Source organism: Alphaproteobacteria bacterium, assembly GCA_020638555.1.
GTDB lineage: Bacteria > Pseudomonadota > Alphaproteobacteria > Bin95 > Bin95 > JACKII01.
The window spans coordinates 465544-485935 of the sequence record JACKII010000004.1; the positions used below are offsets into that span (position 1 = coordinate 465544).

Sequence of the window (20392 nt, forward strand, 5' to 3'; positions counted from 1 at the left end):
GGACCGCCGCTCCGGCGAAACCGGCCTGAAACCGCCATCGCCCGCCGGTCTGTCGGCCATAGCCGACAGACCGGTTGTTTTGCGCCTTATCGAAGGGTCGTTCGCGGCCCTTCGGCTGCATTTCGGCAGCCGGATGCCGTTTTGACGCCATTATTCGGCCATACCTCCCCTACCGTAACTTTTTGACGGAGACATTCATGGACTCGCTTCTCAGCCAGTTGGGCCTGGAGCATCTGAGCGACTACGCCCCGATGGTCCTGGAGGTGCTGAAGGCCCTGGCCATCCTGGTGGTCGGCTGGATCATTGCCGGCGCGGTGGGGGGATTCATCAAGCGCCGCATCACCGCCAGCAAGTCGATCGACGCCACGCTCGGCAGCTTTTTCGGCAATCTGGTGCGCTGGGTGATCCTGATCGCCGTGTTCAGCGCCGTGCTGGACACGTTCGGCATCCAGGCCACCAGCCTGGTCGCGGTGCTGGGCGCCGCCACCCTGGCCATCGGCCTGGCCTTGCAGGGGACGCTCGGCAATCTGGCCGCGGGCGTCATGCTGATCGTCTTCCGCCCCTACCGGATCGGCCAGTTCGTCAGCATTGGCGGCACCGCCGGCACGGTGAAGGACCTGGACATTTTCGTGACCGAGCTGGCGACGCCGGACAATGTCCAGATCATCATCCCGAACGGTCAGGCCTGGGGGGCGATCATCACCAACTTCTCCGCCCATCCGACCCGGCGGGTCGATCTGACCTTCGGCATCGACTATGACGACGACCACGCCAAGGCGATCCAGATCATTCTGGACGTGATCGCCACCGACGAGCGCGCCCACGCCGACCCGGCCCCCTGGGTGCGCCTCACCAATCTCGGCGAATCCTCGGTCGATCTGGGCGTGCGCGTCTGGTGCAACGCCGCCGACTACTGGGAATTGAAATTCGCCCTGACCCAGAAGGTAAAGGAAGCCTTCGACAGCAACGGCATCACCATTCCCTACCCGCACCGGGTGCAGGTACAGAAATCCGCCTAAGCGCCTACGCCGTCTGGCTGAACAACTCCCGCCCTATCAGCCAGCGGCGAATTTCCTGGGTGCCGGCGCCGATCTCATAGAGCTTGGCGTCGCGCAGCAGCCGCCCGGTCGGGTAGTCGTTGATATAGCCATTGCCGCCCAGGCACTGGATCGCCTCCAGCGCCATCCAGGTCGCCTTTTCGGCGGTGTAGAGGATGACGCCGGCGGCATCCATGCGGGTGGTGTCGCCGCGGTCGCACGCCTTCGCCACCGCATAGGCATAGGCCTTGCAGGCGTTCATGGTCGTGTACATGTCGGCCAGCTTGCCCTGCATCAGCTGGAAATTGCCGATGGGTTCGCCGAACTGCTCGCGCTCGTGCAGATAGGGCAGCACCACGTCCATGCAGGCCTGCATGATGCCCAGCGGCCCGCCGGAGAGCACCAGCCGCTCGTAATCCAGGCCGCTCATCAGCACGTTGACGCCGCGGCCGACCTGGCCCAGCACGTTTTCCTCCGGCACCTCGCAATCCTGGAAGATCAGTTCGCCGGTGTTCGAGCCGCGCATGCCCAGCTTGTCCAGCTTCTGGCCGGTGGAAAAGCCCTTGAACCCTTTCTCGATCAGGAAGGCCGTGATGCCGCGCGGGCCGGCCGCCGGGTCGGTCTTGGCATAGACCACCAGTGTATCCGCATCCGGACCGTTGGTGATCCACATTTTCGAGCCGTTCAACACATAGCGCTCGCCCCGCTTCTCGGCCCGCAGCTTCATCGACACCACGTCCGAGCCCGCATTGGGCTCGCTCATCGCCAGCGCGCCCACATGCTCGCCGCTGATGAGCTTCGGCAGGTAGCGCTTCTTCTGCTCTTCCGTGCCGTTGCGGTGGATCTGGTTCACACAGAGATTGGAATGCGCGCCATAGGAGAGCCCGACGCTGGCTGACGCGCGGCTGACCTCTTCCATCGCCACCATGTGCTCCAGATAGCCCATGGCGCTGCCGCCATATTCCTCCTTCGCGGTCACGCCCAGCAGACCCAGCCCGCCCAGCTTCCGCCACAGGTCCATGGGGAAGGCATTGTCGCGGTCGATATCGGCGGCGCGCGGCGCGATCTCGTCGGCGGCAAACGCCGTCACCGTGTCGCGCAACAGGTCGGCGGTCTCGCCGAGGCCGAAATCGAAGGCGGGCATGGCGTTGGGCAACATGGGCTTCACCGCGATGGTTCGAGAATATCAGACCCGGGTGTTCTACACCGGCACGGCCGCCAAGGCGACGATCATATCCGGCCGACGGATCGACGAACCGCGGCTCAGTTCCAATGCTGCGGCATACAGTCACCATACCGCCCCCCATGCGAAGCGCGGCCCGCATGGTCGCAGTGCCGGAACCTACCCCAATCGCCCAAACGCCAGGGCCACCAAGCCCGATTCATGTGGGACATTTCGTTTTTATCGATATTGTATGAATTTCAATAATCACTGCCCCATTTCCAGTACATGAAAGTCCTTATTGCCTTGATTAACATCCTATCCAATTTGTATAATAATAAACCTTTACCTCAACATTTTGTTGAATTGAACGAAACGCTCCCTTTATGCCAAAAGGAGCGTCGCGGTGAAGACCGCGTCAACGTTCAAGAAAGAGATGCAACCCATGTCATCCAAAAAACTTCCGTTTCGGAGGCAGTTGCTGGCGGGAACCGCGTTTGTAGCGATTGCCGCGGTCCTGCCCGCAAGCGCGGCGTTCGCCGTCGCATCCGTGGACCTGGATTTCGGCAGCGGAGTCGTTCAGTCGCAGGATTTCGGCTCGGTGTTGAGCCAGTCCAACGCATCCGCCGTCACAGGCACTGTGATCGGCAGCACCGCAACGCTGGACTTGCTGGACAATACGACGGCCGACGTAACCTATAGCGGTGCGTATTCGGTGATCGACAATGCCATCACGGCAACCGGCACCGGCAACTTGAGCGCTTCCACGCTGAATCTGGCCTTCACGCCGACCCTCGGCACCGATACGGCGGCGACCGGCTCGTTGCAAACCAACAGCGGCACCGTTAGGGCCACCGCCAATGGCACCAACAATTTTACGGTAAACCTGCTGAATTCCGACGTCGGATTCGAGAACGTCCTGACCGGCTCGCTGGCGATAACCAACAACGACGTCGCATCCACCGCCACGGCGAACGAAGCGGGTGCGTCGATCGCGCTCGCCTCCGGCGTGAACCTGACCGGCACCGGCGCGGCTGCGACGGTCGCCATGGACGAGACCCTGATCTCGCAGGATTCCGCGACCGACGCGGACCTGCTGGTGTCGAGCGCCCAGCGGACGACCGGCCTGACGCGCTCGGAATCCGGCTCGAGTGCCGTGTCCGCCTTTCTGGAAAGCCTCTCCGGCGCCACCGTCACGCTGACGAACAGCGACCTGACCTCGACCGCCACCGGCAACTCCCTCACCGGTGACATCACCAGCACCGATGGCACCGCATCGATCAGCGCCTCGGCTGCCGTGACCAGCCTGCAGGACCTGGCGGCGAACGTCGAAGCCGTCGCGGCCGGCGACACCATTCAGGTCGAGGCCGGCAACCTTCTCCCCGGCGGCAACACCGCCGACGATGGCGGCACGGTCGCGAACAGCTCGATCACGGTGACCGACAACACGATTTCCGCCGCCGGCACGGGCAATGCCAGCACCCAGTCCATCGACCTGACCGCCAACCAGATCCTGGGATCCGGCACCGCGGCCATTACCGATTCGGACGTGACCGCAGCAACCGGTCCCGACGTTCAGTTGTCGATTGCCGGCGCCGAACAGGCCGTGGCGAGCGTGCAGACCGTCGCCGATGGCGTGACCGTGTCCGGGGCCGTGTCCGACAGTTCGAAAATCAAGGTGGACATCTACGATACCGGCGGCACCACGGCGAATTCGCAAGTGCTCCTCACCTCGAACACGATCGAATCGGCGGCGACCGGCTCCCGCGCGGTGAACAGCCTGGCGCTGACGGCCGGCTCGACCGTGAGCGCGCCCGGTGCGGTGACGGCGGTACAGTCGCTCGATGGCGACGTGGGCATCAATGGCGACCTGTCCTATTTCGTCCTCCGGACCTATGAAGACACGAACGGGTCGACCCTGGTGAATGCTGGCAACACCATTCGCGCCACGGCCATTGGCGGCTCGACCACCAACGACATCGCCGTGACCACGGATATTCTGAGCCTGGATACCACCCCCGGCGGCGTGACCATCCTGGCGGATGCCACCACCGGCGACCAGGAAATCGCCCAGACTTCCGCTGGCTTCGCCCTGGTGAACGACCAGAGCATCGGCGGCACGCTCACCGCGCCGACCGCGTCGCAAGTGACGTCCGTGGTGACCGTTTCCCAGATCGTCACCGACTATTTCTCGCTCAACAGCGCCAACGCCATCTCGTCCACGGCGCACACCGGCGGCTATGTCGATGCCAGCGGCAACTTGGTCCAACCGGGCAACTCGGTCTCCTCCTCGGTGATCGGCAACACCGCGGATAACGGCATTGCCCTCAGCTTCACCGACCTGCAAGGCGATGCCACGGCCAATGGCGAAGTCGTCGCGGTGACCGCCAACTCCCAGGTGATCCAGGGCGACGCCTTGCTGAGCGCGCGGTATGACGGCCAGTCCAGCGTGCCGGTTGCGACCAATGTCAGCGGCTTTGTCACCGACAGCACCCTCGACACCTCCTACAACACGGTGGCGGTCAGCGCGATCGGCAACCGCACCACGGCGAACACCGTGACGGTGTCGGCGACCAATGCGGTGCTCGCCAACGGCATCGACGCGTCGGCAAGCGTCAACACGACTAACGGCGATGTAACCGCGTCCGCGGCATTCGTGGCGGCCAGCTCGCAGGAATTCCAGAATTCCACGATCCAGGCGCTCCAATTGAACACCGGCGGCACTACGTCGAACAAGGTCGAGACCATTGTCGCCGGGACGACCACCAATTCGAGCCTGGCTGCGGACAAGAACACGCTGAGCGCCACGGCGACGGCGAACAGCGCCAGCAACGGCGTCAGCGTCGGCACCGATGCGACCTCGACCATCCAGGCGAGCAGCGCGGTCGCCAACTATCAGGTCGTGGATGCCGGCACGATCAAGGCCGTGCTCGGCGTGCTGGGCACCGGAACGGGCCTCAACAATGGCGGCGTGAACGTCACCGCGTCCGGAGCCATCAGCGGCTCGCAGGTGGATGTGACCGGCAACACGGTGGTGGGTGAGGTCAAGGCCAACACCGCGACCAACACGCTGGCCGTGACGGGCAACACGCTGACGTCGAGTGTTACGGGTTCCCAGCCGGAACATTTCGTCGGCTCGACCGTCAATCCGGCCGGCGCGGATAATGCACTGGTCAACGTGCAGAGCGTGGACGCGGCCACGGACCTGACCAGCGATGTCGCCGCCTCGTTCGCGATCATCGAGCCGGCCGATCAGTCGGTCAGCGGCTCGTCGCTCGCGGTCAGCGGCAACCTGCAACAATCCTATGCGACGGCGAATACGGCGACCAACACGGTCACGCTGGACGCGACGACGAGCGGCATGGGCTCGGCGCTGGTGAACCACCAGGCGCTGGCCGGCCCGACCACGGCCGACGGCACCGGCGTGGTTACCACGTCCGACCTGGACGTGACGGCGAATGCCGGGCTGACCGCCTCCGACCTGACGCTGGACGGCAACCGCAACCAGAGCGTCGCCACCGGCAACCTGGAAACCAGCACGCTCACCGTGGCGGCCACCAATGCCGACGCGGTGCCGGGAACCGGATATGGCGCCTATGCAGAATACGGCAGCTCGGTCTATGGCGACTCGGTCCTGTCCTCCGAACAGGCGGTGACGGGCGCCCCGACTGTCAGTGCGTCCGCCACGACGAACGTCTTCAATGCCGATAACGCGGACGCGAGCGCCCGGATCGTCGATCAGAGCACGGTGTCGCTCGGCGGCAACCAGACGACGGCGCAGGCGACCGGCAACAGCTCGTCGCTGGACGGCAATTTCGGCACCGGCACGACCGCCAGCCATGACGCCAACGGCGTCGTCTATGGCGACCAGGATGTGCTGAGCGGCGCGGCCTTTTCGGCCACGACGGCGGCCGCGGTCGGGTTCGCCCTGACCTCGGACGACACCTATGCCGGCGCGACGGTTTCGGCGAGCACGGTGGCGGTCGACGGCAACTCTTCGGCGGCGCTGGCGCGGGCCAATGTCGGCACCATCACCCTGGACGTGACGGCGGCCAATTCGACCGTCGACAGCGGTGTCGACGCCAACCTGGACTCGACGGCGCTGGTCGGCGAGGCCGGGTTCCTCGCCTACCGCAACCAGAGCACCGCCAACAGCACGTCCGTCTCGGCCGACAGCTCCGCCACGACCTACTCGCTCGCGGCCACGCAGACGACCGCGGCGACCAGCACGGATGCGGCGGCATCGAACAGCACGCTGTCGCTGTCGAACAACGCGTCGGCAGCCACGGCGGTGGCGAACACGTCCACCACCGCGTTGCGGGTGGGCGGCGACGCCATGAGCACTCTCGACGCGTCCGCGGCAGCGCTGACGACCCAGTATGCCGGCGGCACGGTGTCGGCGACCGGCGGCGTGTCGGCGACGGCGGCGTTCGCCGTCGGCGCGGGCGCCGATGCGGTGGCCGGTTCGTCGCTGTCGCTCGACGGCAACACCAGCAGCGCCAGCGCCAGCGGCAATGTGGCGACGGCGGGCCTCTCGGCCGACGCCACCAATGTGACCGCCGGAGCCAGCACCGCCGGGACGATCAATGCGTTGAACGACACCGTCGCCGCCACGTTCGGGTTGGTCACCTACCAGGGCAACGGCGCGGCGATCACCGCGACCAACACCGCCAACACGTTCAGCCTGGGGGCGACCGGGACGACGCTGGACGGGGTCGACTCCTCGACGCTGTCGCTCGCCAGCAATGCCGTCACCGCGTATGGCACGGGCAACACCGCCGCCAACACGGTGGCGCTGGGCAGCGCGAGCACCGCTTCGCTCGACGCCTCGGCCGGCCTGCACAACCGCCAGGACAATGGCGGCGCGGTGAATGTCTCGGCCGCCGGCACGTTCGCGCTCAATGCGGACACCGGCGCGACCGGTTCCGCCCTGAACGCGAGCACGGCGAGCCTGACCGGCAACAGCGTGCTGGCGCTCGCCCGCGGCAACCTGGCCAGCAACAGCCTGGCGATCAACGCGGCGGCCACGACGACGGGCTACAGGTGCGGCGACCTACACCGGCAGCACCGGTGCGCTCTCCGCCGCGTTCGGCCTGTTGAACGAGCAGAGCAACACGGCGGCGGTCAACGCCACCAGCAGCGGCGCCAGCTACACGGTCGCGCTGAACGGCAATGGCGGCACGCCGACCACGGGCGGCACCGGCGCCAATGCCAGCACGGTCTCGCTCAGCGGCAACAGCGTGACGTCGGCGGCGTATGGCAACATCGCCACCAACGCCCTGACGCTCGCCTCGCTGAACGGCACGACCGACGATGCCTCCGGCATGCTCACCAGCTTGCAGTCGAACACGGCTGCGATCGGGGCGACGGTGACCGGTGGCTTTGCCGGCGTGACCGTGAACGGTGCGGCGACCAACTCGACCGTGTCCGTCGGCGGCAACAGCTTCGCCGCCAGCGCGGTCGGCAACTACGCCACCAGCACCATGACCCGAAACTAGTCCAACCCCTTGGGCGCTGGCTGCCACAGCCAGCGCCCCCTCCGGCGGCGGTCACCAACCGCCGCCCGTTGTTGCGAGGAGGGCGGCCATGCTGGCCGCCGCAATCACACCGGCACTTCGCGCGAGCGTTCCAGCTTTTCCATCTGCTCGACGGTTGCCGTCATATCGGCTTCCAGCGCATCCATCAGACCCGCTTTTTCCGCCGCGACCGATCCATTGCGGCACGCCGCTTCGGCGGATTTCAGGGCTTTGAAGAGACGATCCGCACCCAGAACGCCGGCCGATCCGGCCAGTTTGTGGCAGAGGCTCGCCGCCGTCGCATAGTCGCCCGCCTGCATGGCCACGCTGACCGCCGAACGGGTGCCCTCCACCTGCTCAACAAAGCGCCGCAGCGTGTGAGCGGCCGCCTCCTCGCCCAGCAGCATCCGCAGTTCTTCGATCTTCGCCGGATCCAAAGCCGGCTCCACCTCCGAAGCCTCATTGCCAGTGACGGCGGCTACCGTCCGCACGGCACCCTTGCCGGCGGCGGATTGCTTCCGCTTTCGGGCCATGGCGTCTTGGAGAGCCGCCTCCAGGTCGGAGGTCCGGAACGGCTTGATCAAGGCGCTCACCAGGCCCGATTCTTCTCGCCGGGCCTGCTCTTCCGGCGCGGCGTGGGCGGTCTGGGCGATCATGACGGCGTTGCACGACAGGCCATCGCCGTCGCGAATGCGTTTCGCCGCAGCAAAGCCATCCATGCCCGGCATGCTGATATCCATCAGAATAACATCGAACGCCTCGACCCGGGCTGCATCAATGGCCGCCTGCCCGCTGCCGACCGCCGTGACGGTGTGGCCCAAGCCACGGGCCATTTCCCCCGCCACCAGCAGATTGATCTCGTTGTCGTCAACGACCAGGATATTGAAGCGCACGCTCTCATCCCCCGCCATGGCCTCCCGTTCGGCCGCTGCCGCATCCCGCCGGCCCTTCGCCGGCAGGCGGTGGAACGGGATGCGGAACCAAAAGCGGCTGCCGACCCCCGGTTCGCTCTCGACCCCGATCGTGCCGCCCATCAGTTCCACCAGCCGGCGGCAAATGCTGAGGCCGAGACCGGAACCGCCGGTCGTCCGGCCATAGCTCGTATCCAGCGTCACGAATTCCTCGAACACCCGCTCCTGGTCCGCCTTGGAAATGCCGATGCCGGTGTCCTGGACGCTGACTTCCACCAGAACCGTCTTGTCGGTCTCACTGATGACCGCGGCAGCGATGGCAATGGTCCCGTTCATCGTAAACTTGGCCGCATTGCCGACCAGATTGAGCAACACTTGCTCCGTCAGGTGCGGATCGCCGGCAATCGCCAGGTTGTCGGGAACGGAGCCGTGCGCGATCGTCGTGCCCATCCTGGTGGCAATGGGTTCGTTCAGCGAAGCGGCACGGTCCATCATCTGCCCCAGATTGAGGGCCTGGTTCGCCAGTTCGATATTGCCGGTCTCGACACGCGTGATGTCGAGCACGTTGTTGATCTGTCGCATGAGCAGTTCACCGGAATCGATCGCGGTTTCCAGGTAACGCCGTTGCTGGCCGTTCAGGTCGCCGGCCCGTTGCAACAAATCCAGCAGTCCGATCAGGCCATTCAACGGCGTGCGCATTTCGTGGCTGACGACCGCAATGAAATCGGTCTTGGCCCGATCCGCCGCCAAGGCCTTGTCGCGCGCAACCACAATGGCCTCCTGAGCGCGGCGCCGGGCCGAGATATCCCGGGCAAAGCCGATAAAGATCAACTCCCCATGCCACTGCGCCGTGCTGACCGAGATCTCCGCGGGAAACTCGATGCCGTTCGTCTTGAGTGCGGTCACCTCCATACGCCGCGACTTCAGGCTTATTCCCTGACCGGTTTGCAGATACTCGGCGAAGCCCTTTTCGTGCAGGCTGCGAAACCTCTCCGGGATGATGAGATCCCCCATGTCGCGGCCGCGGACGGCCTCGCGTTGGAACTCGAACAACCGCTCCGCCGCGGCATTGCAATCCAGGATCCGGCCATTCTGGCCCACGACGATGATGGCGTCCGTGGCGGCATTGAATGTCAGTTCGAACCGCCGCTGATGATCCCCGACTTCGCGATCCCGTAGGATTAAAGTCCGGAATTGCAACACCATGACGATCAGCGCCATCGCCAGGGCGGCTATCAGCCCGACCGCAGAATAGCCGACCACACCAAGAACGTGGGTGAATTCCAGACGCTTCTGATCCGTCTTTCCGGCAAAATAGGCGATGCCGTCAAGCGCGATGGTACGGACGTCACCGCCCAGTTCTTCCAGGCGCGATTCGATGAGCGGGAGACTCTCCAACAGCCTCCGGTCCGGCCCATCGATATAGGGCGCCATCGCCTTCAACGTTTCCGACGCCCCCTTGACGGCATTTGCCGCAACCTGCCGTTCGCGCATGCCGGAAAAGGCCTGCCCGTGCTCGACAATCGACAGGCGATTGTAGAGATTATCGAATTGAAGCCGGACCTGGCCAAGCGGCACGGCGCCCTTGCCGGCCTCGTGAACGGTGTGATGCAGTCGCCAGACCGCGACTTCCAACTCGGACAACACCCATTGCACATTGTCCCGCGGCGCGCTTGCCAGCGCATCCAATTCTTTCGACAGCCGCATGCCCGCCATGGTCACGACCGTCGCCAACACCAGAACGACGGCAACGATTTCCGCTATGACGCGCGCACTGAAAATCCGGTCGGTCTTTCGACTGAACAAGGCCGCCTGCCCACCTCCCGTTTCGGGGTTTCGCCGGTTCTTCCTATTCCGGCAAGATCTCCATTCGGTCCAACTGCCAGATACTCCGTGCGTAGACGCTTTCGGTTCGGTACATCACATTCGAATCGTACGGATAGACGACCCAAAGCGGCCCCTTGTCTCGTCGGGGCATGGGCGATCCATTGCGCAGATACGCCACGATCGGCCCGCCGGGCACCGCATCGCTGACCGGGATGTCGATATGGTAATCGTTCAGCGCATAGGCGCGGATCACCGTTCCCTTCGCGCCGACCGCATCCAGCAACACCGCGAGCGATACGCCCTCGAAGGTCTGGACCCCATCGGTCCAGATCGTCGTGGTCCGGAACGCCGTCCGGGGCAGAGCCTCCAGTCTGGCGCGGTCGAAGGTCGATGCGCCGTCATCGCCGCCGTCGGCAATCGCCCCCGTTGATCGTCAGCAACACCTCGCCGCCGGTTCGGGCAGCGGCGGGATCGCCAGCCGACACGCCGCCGCTCCATAGCATCGCTGGCAGAGCCAAAATCAGGAACCCGAACCCGGCAATCGCCCGCCGAAACTGCGCGAGCCCTGCACCACTGCCCATCGAGACCCGGAAATCCATCCTTACACTCCCACGACGGCCGCGTATCGACCGTTCATTGAACCGCTTTGGCCTTTGGGCCAACCGGTATCGTGCCGGCCGATTCTACGCACGCGCACACTCGGTTAAAACCCGACCAAAGTCGGTCCCGGTTCATGCGCGGCAGACAATCGACCCAAGTCCGCAACGTCACACGACCTCGGTATCAACCCACGGATGTATCAGTATAAATCGCCTTGAAAATTCATCCAATATGAAAAACCAACATATTTGTGCGGATTTTCTGTAGCGATCCGCTCCCCACTAAGTGATTTCTTTAGAAAGACGCACTCACGTCCCGCACCAAGGGTAAGCCACGGACCTGTCCGGCCCTCCCGCGCGGGCGCCATGCGCCCGCCCCTTGCAATCGTGACGTTACCTCGTCGACTGGCGGCTCGCCTCTTTCACGGCACCGATGGCCAGGACATCGCTATAGAACCCCGCCTTTGCCAACTTGCTCATCAATTGCGGAAGAGAGTTCACGCCAAATTTCTGGAAGATGTTATGCCGGTGAACATCGGCCGTGCGCGGGGCCACACCGCAGATCCGGCTGATTTCCTTCGAGGTTCGCCCGTCAGACAGATATTGCAGAATTTCCTTTTCTTTTTTGCTCAATGTTCTGACGGCGTTGTCGACTTCCTTCTCCACAACCCTGACGGAGTTGAACTCGTTTTCCAGACGCAGACATTCGCTGACCATGCTGCTGATCTTCAACAGGGATGACGATTTCGGAAGGAAATCCAGCGCCCCGCGCTTGAAGGCACCGCGCACCGACTCCCAGTCGTCATAGGTCGACAGCACCACAATGGGCAAATGCACTTTCCGTTCCATCAGCTGGTCCAGAATCGCGAACCCGCTGAGCCCGGGCAATTCCAGGTCCAGCAACACCATGCCGCTCACGCCGGCATGGATGTTCTCCAGAAATTCGACGCCGTCGGTATAGACATCGACGCGCCTGTCCGGCCCCCTCAGGACCGGACTAACGATTTCGATGAAATGAATGTCATCATCGACGATGTAAACTGTCTGTACTTCGCTTCTAGACGCCATCACCTATATCCTCGTCGCCCAAGGCACCCGCATTGATCAACGGCCCTTGTCTGCCGGGCAAGCAGCGGACCGTTTATGGTTTTTCCCTTGCCCTATCTCACTCGGCTGCCATCGGACATCATGCGTCCGCACGCGCATCCCAGGCCGCACGAATCTGCGCCGGCAGGTTGTGCGCCTCGCCGAAAAACAGAAAATCCAGCGATATGCCATAGCGCTGCCGAATCCGCTTTGCGCCGTCCAGCGACAAATTCTGCGAGCATCGGCGCCAATTGCTATAGGTCGTTGGCAAGACTTCGATGCTTTGCGCAAACTCCTTTTGCGTCAACCCAAAGTAGCGCCTCACCCACTCCAGACGGGCCGCAACCTGCACCGGATCCTCGGGAACTCCACCAGCACGGTCACCACTGGAATTCGCCGACTCAAACTTCGATCCCGCAGAGGCCATACCGTCCCCCAACAAATGTCCACCAATACGAGCGCCCGGCGGCCGGTCGCTAGCTTTCGCCATCATGTCCGTTGAGTGCCGTTCCACCCGTTTGTTTCCCATACTCAGCCGGTCCGTGCCGGCTTCCCTGTTCGAGCGTCGCCATCGTGCCTTGATGTCCGGCTCTTTGTTGTCCCTCAATTGCATTATTATCGTTCCTTTTTTTTCCACTCGCCTTGACCTATGCCAAACTGGAATGGGATTTACCGATTTTAATCCGGTACTAGCGGGCCCCCGTCATGCCGACCTTCGTTCGCAGCGCTATTTCAGCACCAACCGCAACAGGGTCCGAGCATCCAGAAAGCCCGTCTCCGGCAGCTTTTCCGCCTTCTGAAACTGCATCAGCGCCGCCGAGGTTTTCGGGCCGAACCGCCCGTCGGGTTTTTCCGTCAGGAGTTTCTGGGCGGCCAATTTGACCTGAACGGCCAGAATGGTCGATCGGCGGTATTCCCTCTTATTTTCGCCGTCGGCCACAGTGACCAATTCCGACTCCTCCGCAACCTTGCCGGGGGCAAGGCCCGAAAGGACACCCGCGGCAATGGTCTCAACCAACGCCTTGGGATTGCGCGCGCACTGTTGAATCAACAGATTCAGCATGTCGATAGAACTGACGATCGGAGAAATATCGTATGTTTTCTCCGCAACCCGATTGACATGAGACGCGTACCCGGAAAACCAGGCATCATAAATCAGCACGGTTTCGCGCTTAACCGCAGCGTCCGACGATCCCATGTAGGACACGAATCGTTCGCAAGACTGCGCGCCAGCGCCCCTCACGGCGTATTTTCCATCCTTGTCGTCGGCCCTTGCGCCCGTGCCGGATACGACCAGAGCAAGCACGCCAACTAACAGGATGCGTTTAGAAACGGAATATAGCAACTCAACCTTCCAGGGAAAAGTAAAAGTTAAGAACTGCGGCGCCATGGTCGGCTACGCAGCTATTCGGGTGGGAGCTTGTTCCACCAGTTGGAAGATGGCCCGGTCGACCGATGCTTGATCGTGCCGGCTGCCGGCTTCCAAACCCTTGCGGCATGCCGCCAGGTAGTGCTTGTCGTCACCACCCAACAAATGCGCAATCTTATCGACCCACGGCATCACGTCCCCCGCTCCCGGCAGGCGACGCAGGTCGGAGCCGAGTTCCGGCCGCGGAAACAGGAAGCCGCCGCCATTCAACTGCTCGGAATTCCCGCCGACATCGGTCGCCAGTACCGGAATCCCGGCGCGCTGGGCCTCGGCGATCACCCGGCTGGACGCCTCGAACGTGAGCGACGGCACCAATATCAGCGCGCTCCGCTGATAGACGGACCGCATATTGCGCTGCCGCTGGACCCACCAAATATTGTCGAGCAGGTTAACGTTGGTGATTTCCGCCTCGATCTCCTGCCGCGTCACGCGGCTTTCGACGGCCAGAAATGTGAGGTTCGGAAAGCGCGGCTTGGTGTAGTTGGCGATCTGCAGGAACACCCCCACGCCTTTCGCCACGGAAGGGTTGACCATGGTGACGAACCCCTGCCGCTTGCGCGCCAGCAGGAATTCACGGCTCAGATCCGGCCGCCGGAAATAGTCCCGCACCCGGCTCGGAATGACCGTCCATGCATCAATCCCGTGCAAGCGCCGATAGTATTCCCCGATGGCATTGCTGCCCACGACGAAGGTATCGACCGCGTCCAGCGCGGCCTTCCGGTCTTCGCCATAACTGGCGTTCGCCAGGTAGAAAATCGTTCGGGCGCCCTGGTCCGCCGCCAGGCGGCGCAGTGGCACCAGGTTCGGTGTGCCATAGCCGATGACCACGTCAGGCCGGATGCGCCGGATATCTTCCGCCGCCGCAGCCATGAAACCCTCGACCCGGTCGACCGGCACCTTCGGCCCGATGGACGTGCCGACATTGTAAATATTGTGCTCGATCCCCTGCACCACGGTGCGGATGCGCTGGCCAACGGAGGCCTGCACGTCCAGGTCCGGGAAAATTTCACGCCGCAGCGGAAACTCCGCCTGGCCGTCGAACAGGGACATGGTGACCGAATAGCAAGAATGGCCGCGCGCCTTCAAGACATGCAGCCAGTTCAACATGGAAATTGCGGCACCGCTGTTCGGGTCGAGCACGCAACATTCGCTGAGAAAAAGGACTTTTAATCTCTTTGCCGTCTCTACGCTCATCGCCTTAACCTTTAAGGTCCCAATCGGTACCATCCACCGCCTCGCCAGATAAAAAATACCGGGCGACGGCTGGCACCGCCGCCCGGGGGAGTCGGCGCTGGCTGCTGGAGCCAGCGCCTAAGGGTTGGACTAGTTGCGGGTCATGGTGCTGGTGGCGAAGTTGCCGACAGCGCTGGCGGAGAAGCGGTTGCTGCCCACCGACACGGTCGAGCTCGTCGCCGCACCGTTCACGGTCACCCCGGCAAAGCCGCCGGTCACCGTCGCACTGACCGCGCCCACATTCGACTGCAGGTTGGCAATCATGGCGGACGCGTCGTCCGTCGGCGCATTCAGCGACGACAGCATCAGCGAGTTGGTGGCGATGTTGCCATAGCCAGCAGCCGTGATGGTGTTGCCGCTCAACGATGCCGTGCTGCCGGATGCGCCGGTGCCAGTGCCCGTGGTGCCGTTCAGCACCACCGCATAGCTGGTACCGGAGCTGATGGCGTCGACCGCCGCAACGTTGCTCTGCTCGTTCAGCAAGCCGTACGAAGCCGTCAGCAGGCCGGTGGCGAAGAGCGCACCGCCGCCGCCGTTCGTCGTCGCCGTCGCATCCACCGTCAGGCCGTTGTTCGCCAGGTTGCCGCGGGCGAGCGCCAGCACACTGTTGCCGGACAGCGATGCCGTGCTGGCATTCAGAGCCGAGCCAACCGTGCCGGTGTCCGCCTCAACCGTGAACGTACCGGACGCCGAGGCAGCCACAGCCCCCCCATTGTCCTGACGGTTGTGCAGGCCCGCCGATGCGTCGATGGAGCTTGCATCCGCACTGCCCAGCGCCACCGCGTTCGACGAGGTGTTCCCCGTCGCGTACGCATTGACACCATTGCCGGAGAGCGACAGCGTCGACGACTCGACCGCATCCAGCGCCGTTCCCGTCACCGACAGGCCAATCGTGTTGGCCGTGTTGGTCGAGGTTACCACCGCAGCGTTGCTCTGGTACGTGGCCAGGCCGAACGTCGCCAAGATGCTTTCGGAGGTCGAGTCCACAACACCCGCCGCGCCGGTGCCAGCGGTCACGTTGGTGGCGTCGGCCGAGAGGCTGGCCGTCGTCACATTGCCCGTGGCGCTGGAACTGCTGGTGTTGCCGTCAACCGCCAGCGACGAACCGATCACCGCATCGGCTCCCGCACCGACACCGACGTCGAACGTCGCCGTGGCCGTCAGACCACCGGTCGCCGTCACCGTGCCGGCCGTGAACTGCGCCGTGAGCACCCCGGCCGAAGCGTCCAGATTGCTCATGGAGTCGCCGCCCACCCGCATCGTGGTGGCGGACGTGTTGGCCACTGCCGTTGCTGCCGAGGCATTGTCGGACAGCGACAGCGTGCTGGCCTCCACCGCGGCGTCCGTGCTGGCCGACCCGGTCGTTTGCAGGGCCGACAGCGTATAGGCCGTGGCCGAACTGTTCGCCGTGACCGTCGCACCGATCGCGTTCTGCACCCGAACGGCGAGGAAACCACCGCTCGCATTCGGCCCGGTAGCCGTACCGACGAGGGCGTCCGTTCCGGCGACGATGGTGGAATTCGTGGCCGTCACGTCCAGCGTGGTGGTGCCGACATTGCCCCGCGCCAGTGCCGAAGCGGTGTTGCCGTCGACCGCCACCGTGCTCGCCAGGATCGTCGAGCCGTCATACGTATCGTCCGACGTCAGGTTGAGACCGACCTCGGTATTCGTCGTGGCCGTCACGGCCGCGCCGCTCGAGAAGTCCTGAGCGCTGTACACGACACTGCCGGCGTCATAGCTGGCGGTCGCGCCATCACCCAAATTGGCGTCCTGCGTCGAACTGTTGCCGGTCGCCTGCGCCGTGGTCTGGTTGCGGCTGAACGACAGCGTGCTGGCCGAAACGATCTGGGCGCTCGGGTCCGCGCCGTCGCGGTTGAACACGTCGGTCGTCGCCGAAGCGCTGACCGTCGTCGCGCCGGCCGTCTGTTCGGACGACAGCACCGAGTCGCCGACAAGCACGCCAATCAGGGTGCTGCTGAGCCCACCGACCCCGGCCGGACCATCGACATTGGTCGCCGACACGTTCAGCGTGCTGGTTTCCAGATTGCCGGTCGCCACGCTCTGGTTGCGGTTGCCGTCCAACGCCAGGTCGGACGATGCCACCCCGGCATTCGCCGCCACGTCCAGGTCGGATGTGGTGGCCACGCCCGCGGTGCTGACGGTCTGGTCGTTGACCAGAGCCGCACCCACGCCGGTGGTCGTCGCGTTGAGCGACAGCGTGTTGGTGCCCGTGTTCGCCGTCGCGTAGGACTGCTGCAGGTTATCGCTGACCGAAAGCGATGAACCGGTAACCGCCAGGTCGTTCGGTTCGATGATGCCGAACGAGCCCGCCACATCGCTGGCCAGCGCCGATGCGGCATCGACCGTCTGCACATTGGTCAGCACATTGTCCGCGCCCGCCGGCGAGAGGGTCGGATTGAGCGCGTAAGTGGGCTGAGCCGCGGTGTTGGTGATCAGCGCGGTGCCGGTCACGGCCAGCGTGTTGGTCGCGGTGTTACCCTTGACCTCGCCAACCAGCGTGTTGGCGGTCACGTCCAGCTGCGAACCGGTGATGGGCGAGAACGCCGTGATGGTCACGCCGGCGCCGTTCAACTGAGCCGGGGTCGCGGGACGATCGAAGCCAGCCACCGAAAACGACTCGTCGCCGCTACCCGGAGAACCCACGGTCGGGTCGTTGAAGCTGATGGACGACAGGCTGCCGACAATGTTGTAGTTGCCAACCGGAACCGTCACCGAGGTCGATCCAGCCGTAGCGGTCCACCCCAAAGCCGTCAGGATTTCCGCTTCCTCGGTCGATAGCGCCGAACCAAAGGTAAACGTCACCGGGCTGCCGATGACACTCAGGTCACCCGTGCCGGAGTTATAAGTGAAGGCGCCGGTTTGCGAATTGGAGCCGTTACTGGAGGTATACGCGTTGATCGCATCCGTGCCCAGCACGCCGATGGTGGCCGAGACCGCGGCAGCAGTCACGTCCTGATAGTTGGTAACCGCGCTGCTCGCCTGGATGCTGGAGGTCGCATCGGTGCCAAGGAACACGCCATTGCTGGCGCTGTTGGCCGTCGCCGTCGCGCTCAACGTGTTCTGCGCGGTCGCAACGCTCGAATTGCTGATCGTACCGTTGATTTCCGTATCGATCGTGTTCGAGAGCGTGCTGACGCTGGGATTGAGACCGTCGGACTGGCTCGCGCTGATCGAGGAATTCTGGAATTCCTGCGAGCTGGCCGCCACGAACGCCGCGGACGCGGTCACATCGCCGGTGGCCGCATCCACTGCCGAAGAAGCCGCGATGCCGGCAGGAATCACGGCGTTGGTGGCCGACACGGTGACGCTGTTGCCGGTGGTGCGGTTACCGACACCGCTGACCGCCACCGTGTTGTAAGACGTGGTGACCGTGCTGCTGCTCACCTGGTCGTTGACATAGGTCTTGACCGGCTCGCCATTCGTGCCGAGGAGCGTCGCCGTCAGCGCCGAGTCGCCCTGAACCACCTGGGAGTTGGCGGTCGCGGCAACCACTTCGCCGTCTCCGGTCACATCACCCTGCAAATCGGTGAAGCTGAGGGCAATCCCGTTGTCGGCAGTGCTGCCGATGACCGAGGCGACCAACGTGTTGCCGGGCTCGACCATGGCGCCGGTGGCATCGACATAGCCGCCATTGTGCACCGTGGACGAGAACACATCGGCGCTGTTCGCGGCATAGGTGGTCAGCACCTGAACGCCGGTGGCGCTCGCCGTCAACAGCGATGCCGTCGGGCCGCTGAGCGTGCCGCCAATGCTCTGGTCGTTCGCGAGGGCGAAGCCGGCCGCGACCCTCGGGCTTTCCGTATCGCCGGTCGTCGCATCGGCCAGGATACTTACGCCGCCATTGCTGGTATCCAGGCTCAGAATGTCCGTGGTCACGGCAATGTCGTTGGCGGTGGACGCGCCGGTGACCGCCGCGCGGATGGTGTTGCCCGCCGTCACCAGGGTCGAGCCGGTGGTGTCTTCCTGCGTCGCAAGCGTGACGGAGGAGGTGGCGACCGAGGCGCTGACATCGCCGTCGATCGACTGAACCGCCGCAACCGCACCCGGCGCGCTCACGGTGGAGCCGGCCGTCAGCGAGAGGCCATTCACTGCGCTGGAACCCGTCGCCGTCGATTCGATGGTGTTCGAGAGCACGGTCAGTTCGGAATTGGGCGTGGTGAAGTTGGAATCGTACACGTTCAGCCCGACGAGCCCGCCGGCCACGTTCGACACCACGGCCACGGTATCACCGACGGTCTGCACGCTGGCCACCGCCTGTTCGGCGCCGGTCACCGCCAATTGCACATCGGTCGCCGCCGTATCGGAATCGGTCACCAGCGCCGTGCCGGAGCCCAGAATCTGATTGGCGGTCAGGTCGATGGACTGGTTGCTGGCATTGCCGGTGCTGCCGCTGGTGATCGTGTTGCTGGTCACCGCAACCGAGCTGTCGCTCACCGTGCCGCCGAGGTCGACGACGTTGCCGGCCTGGACCTGGATGGTCGTGCCCGTGTTGCTGGAGGTGACGTCCGCGCCCACATCCTGCAAACCAGTGACCGCGGACGAGGCCGCGATGGAGGCGGTGCTGTCGGTGCTGGTGATATCGCCGGCCAGCGTGTTGCCGTTGGCGGACGCCCCGACATCGCTGTTGGCAAGCGTCACGGTCGCGCCGAGCAAGCTCTCCAGCGACGCCGTCACGGAAGCGCTCGAAGTCGACGCGCTGGTCACGGCCGTCGTCTGCTGCGCGCTCGACACGAGCAGGTCGCCATCGGTGGCGGAATCGGTCGCCGCGGCCAGGGTTTCGTCGATGGCAACAGCCGCCGGGGCACCATTGCCGTCCAGGTTCACGCCGTTGGCCAGCGCAATGCTGGCGCTCGCGTCATTCGCCGTGGCGTTGGTGCCGATGTCGTTGTTGGTGAACGTCAGCGTGCCGCTCAGAATGTTCTCGAAGCTGGGGTCGGAATTCAGCACCATCACCGTGTGCTGGTCGCCCGTGCTGGTGGCGGAAACGGCGCCGCCGTTGGTCTGGAACGACCCCACCGCCGCACTGTCCGTGCCGAGGCCCGGCGTGAAGTTCAGATTGACCGCGGACGTGCTGGTATTGCCAGTGCCGGTCGCATCGATCGCGTTATTGATAACCGAATAGGCGCCGCTATAGGTGATATCGGCGGTGGTGTTGTCGAGCAGGTTCAGCACTGCGCTGCTGCCGGACGACGTCGCCGTCACCAGGGCGGCATTGTTCTGGCTCACCACCGAGCCGAAATCCTGCGATTGCACGACGCCCGTGGCGAAGTCCAGATCGACGGATGCGACGGTGGCGAACGCCGCGCCGGCGGGCAGTGCGGTGGCCATCGCCACAAACGCGGTGCCCGCCAACAACCGCTGCCGCAATGATACGTATTTGGGTGACATGTTATTCATCCCTTTGTTAGCCCATAAGCGCGGCTTCCACCGCTCCGGTAAAAGGGCCAAAATGTGGCACCGGATACAATCCGATAAATCTTTAGATTTGTACGTAATTTTTCGTAATTTCTAGGTGATAGTCGGGGTTGGAGAGAATGTTGACGCACCTGAATTCTTTTTGATTCAGATCAA

The 20392-nt window shown here is 64.0% G+C and carries 10 protein-coding genes; 2 read left to right on the top strand and 8 right to left on the bottom strand.

Annotation, left to right across the window (positions count from 1 at the left end; translation table 11 throughout):
- The first annotated feature begins 197 nt into the window (after window positions 1-197).
- The gene (locus H6844_16115) at window positions 198-1019 is read left to right on the top strand and encodes a mechanosensitive ion channel (protein ID MCB9930929.1); all 822 of its coding nucleotides are present in this window, start codon (window positions 198-200) and stop codon (window positions 1017-1019) included.
- Window positions 1020-1023: 4 nt separating this feature from the next.
- Here the strand turns inward: H6844_16115 and H6844_16120 are convergent, their stop codons facing one another.
- Window positions 1024-2196 (bottom strand): isovaleryl-CoA dehydrogenase, encoded by a 1173-nt coding sequence (locus H6844_16120; protein ID MCB9930930.1) that lies wholly within the window; start codon window positions 2194-2196, stop codon window positions 1024-1026.
- A 409-nt stretch (window positions 2197-2605) separates the two neighbouring features.
- On the opposite strand from H6844_16120, the gene H6844_16125 reads away from it, so the two are divergent.
- On the top strand, window positions 2606-9805 hold the full coding sequence (locus tag H6844_16125; protein MCB9930931.1) for a hypothetical protein: 7200 nt from the start codon (window positions 2606-2608) through the stop codon (window positions 9803-9805).
- A 670-nt stretch (window positions 9806-10475) separates the two neighbouring features.
- Here H6844_16125 and H6844_16130 read toward each other — a convergent pair.
- The 7 genes from H6844_16130 to H6844_16160 form a co-directional block, all read right to left on the bottom strand.
- Window positions 10476-10871, bottom strand: coding sequence for a molybdopterin-dependent oxidoreductase (locus tag H6844_16130; GenBank protein ID MCB9930932.1), 396 nt, complete (start codon window positions 10869-10871; stop codon window positions 10476-10478).
- Window positions 10852-11052: a hypothetical protein gene (locus H6844_16135; GenBank protein ID MCB9930933.1), complete on the bottom strand. Its 201-nt coding sequence runs from the start codon at window positions 11050-11052 to the stop codon at window positions 10852-10854. The genes H6844_16130 and H6844_16135 overlap by 20 nt, the downstream gene beginning before the upstream one ends.
- 393 nt (window positions 11053-11445) lie before the next feature.
- Window positions 11446-12120, bottom strand: a complete 675-nt coding sequence (locus H6844_16140) for a response regulator (GenBank protein MCB9930934.1) — start codon at window positions 12118-12120, stop codon at window positions 11446-11448.
- 118 nt (window positions 12121-12238) lie between these two features.
- Complete coding sequence (locus H6844_16145) at window positions 12239-12751, bottom strand: helix-turn-helix transcriptional regulator (GenBank protein ID MCB9930935.1); 513 nt, start codon at window positions 12749-12751, stop codon at window positions 12239-12241.
- 114 nt (window positions 12752-12865) lie between these two features.
- The gene (locus tag H6844_16150; GenBank protein ID MCB9930936.1) at window positions 12866-13528 is read right to left on the bottom strand and encodes a peptidoglycan-binding protein; all 663 of its coding nucleotides are present in this window, start codon (window positions 13526-13528) and stop codon (window positions 12866-12868) included.
- A 6-nt stretch (window positions 13529-13534) separates the two neighbouring features.
- Window positions 13535-14761 carry a glycosyltransferase family 4 protein gene (locus H6844_16155; GenBank protein MCB9930937.1) on the bottom strand — a complete coding sequence of 409 codons (1227 nt, stop codon included), beginning with the start codon at window positions 14759-14761 and terminating at the stop codon, window positions 13535-13537.
- A 129-nt stretch (window positions 14762-14890) separates the two neighbouring features.
- On the bottom strand, window positions 14891-20209 hold the full coding sequence (locus tag H6844_16160) for a hypothetical protein (GenBank protein ID MCB9930938.1): 5319 nt from the start codon (window positions 20207-20209) through the stop codon (window positions 14891-14893).
- Window positions 20210-20392: the final 183 nt, after the last annotated feature.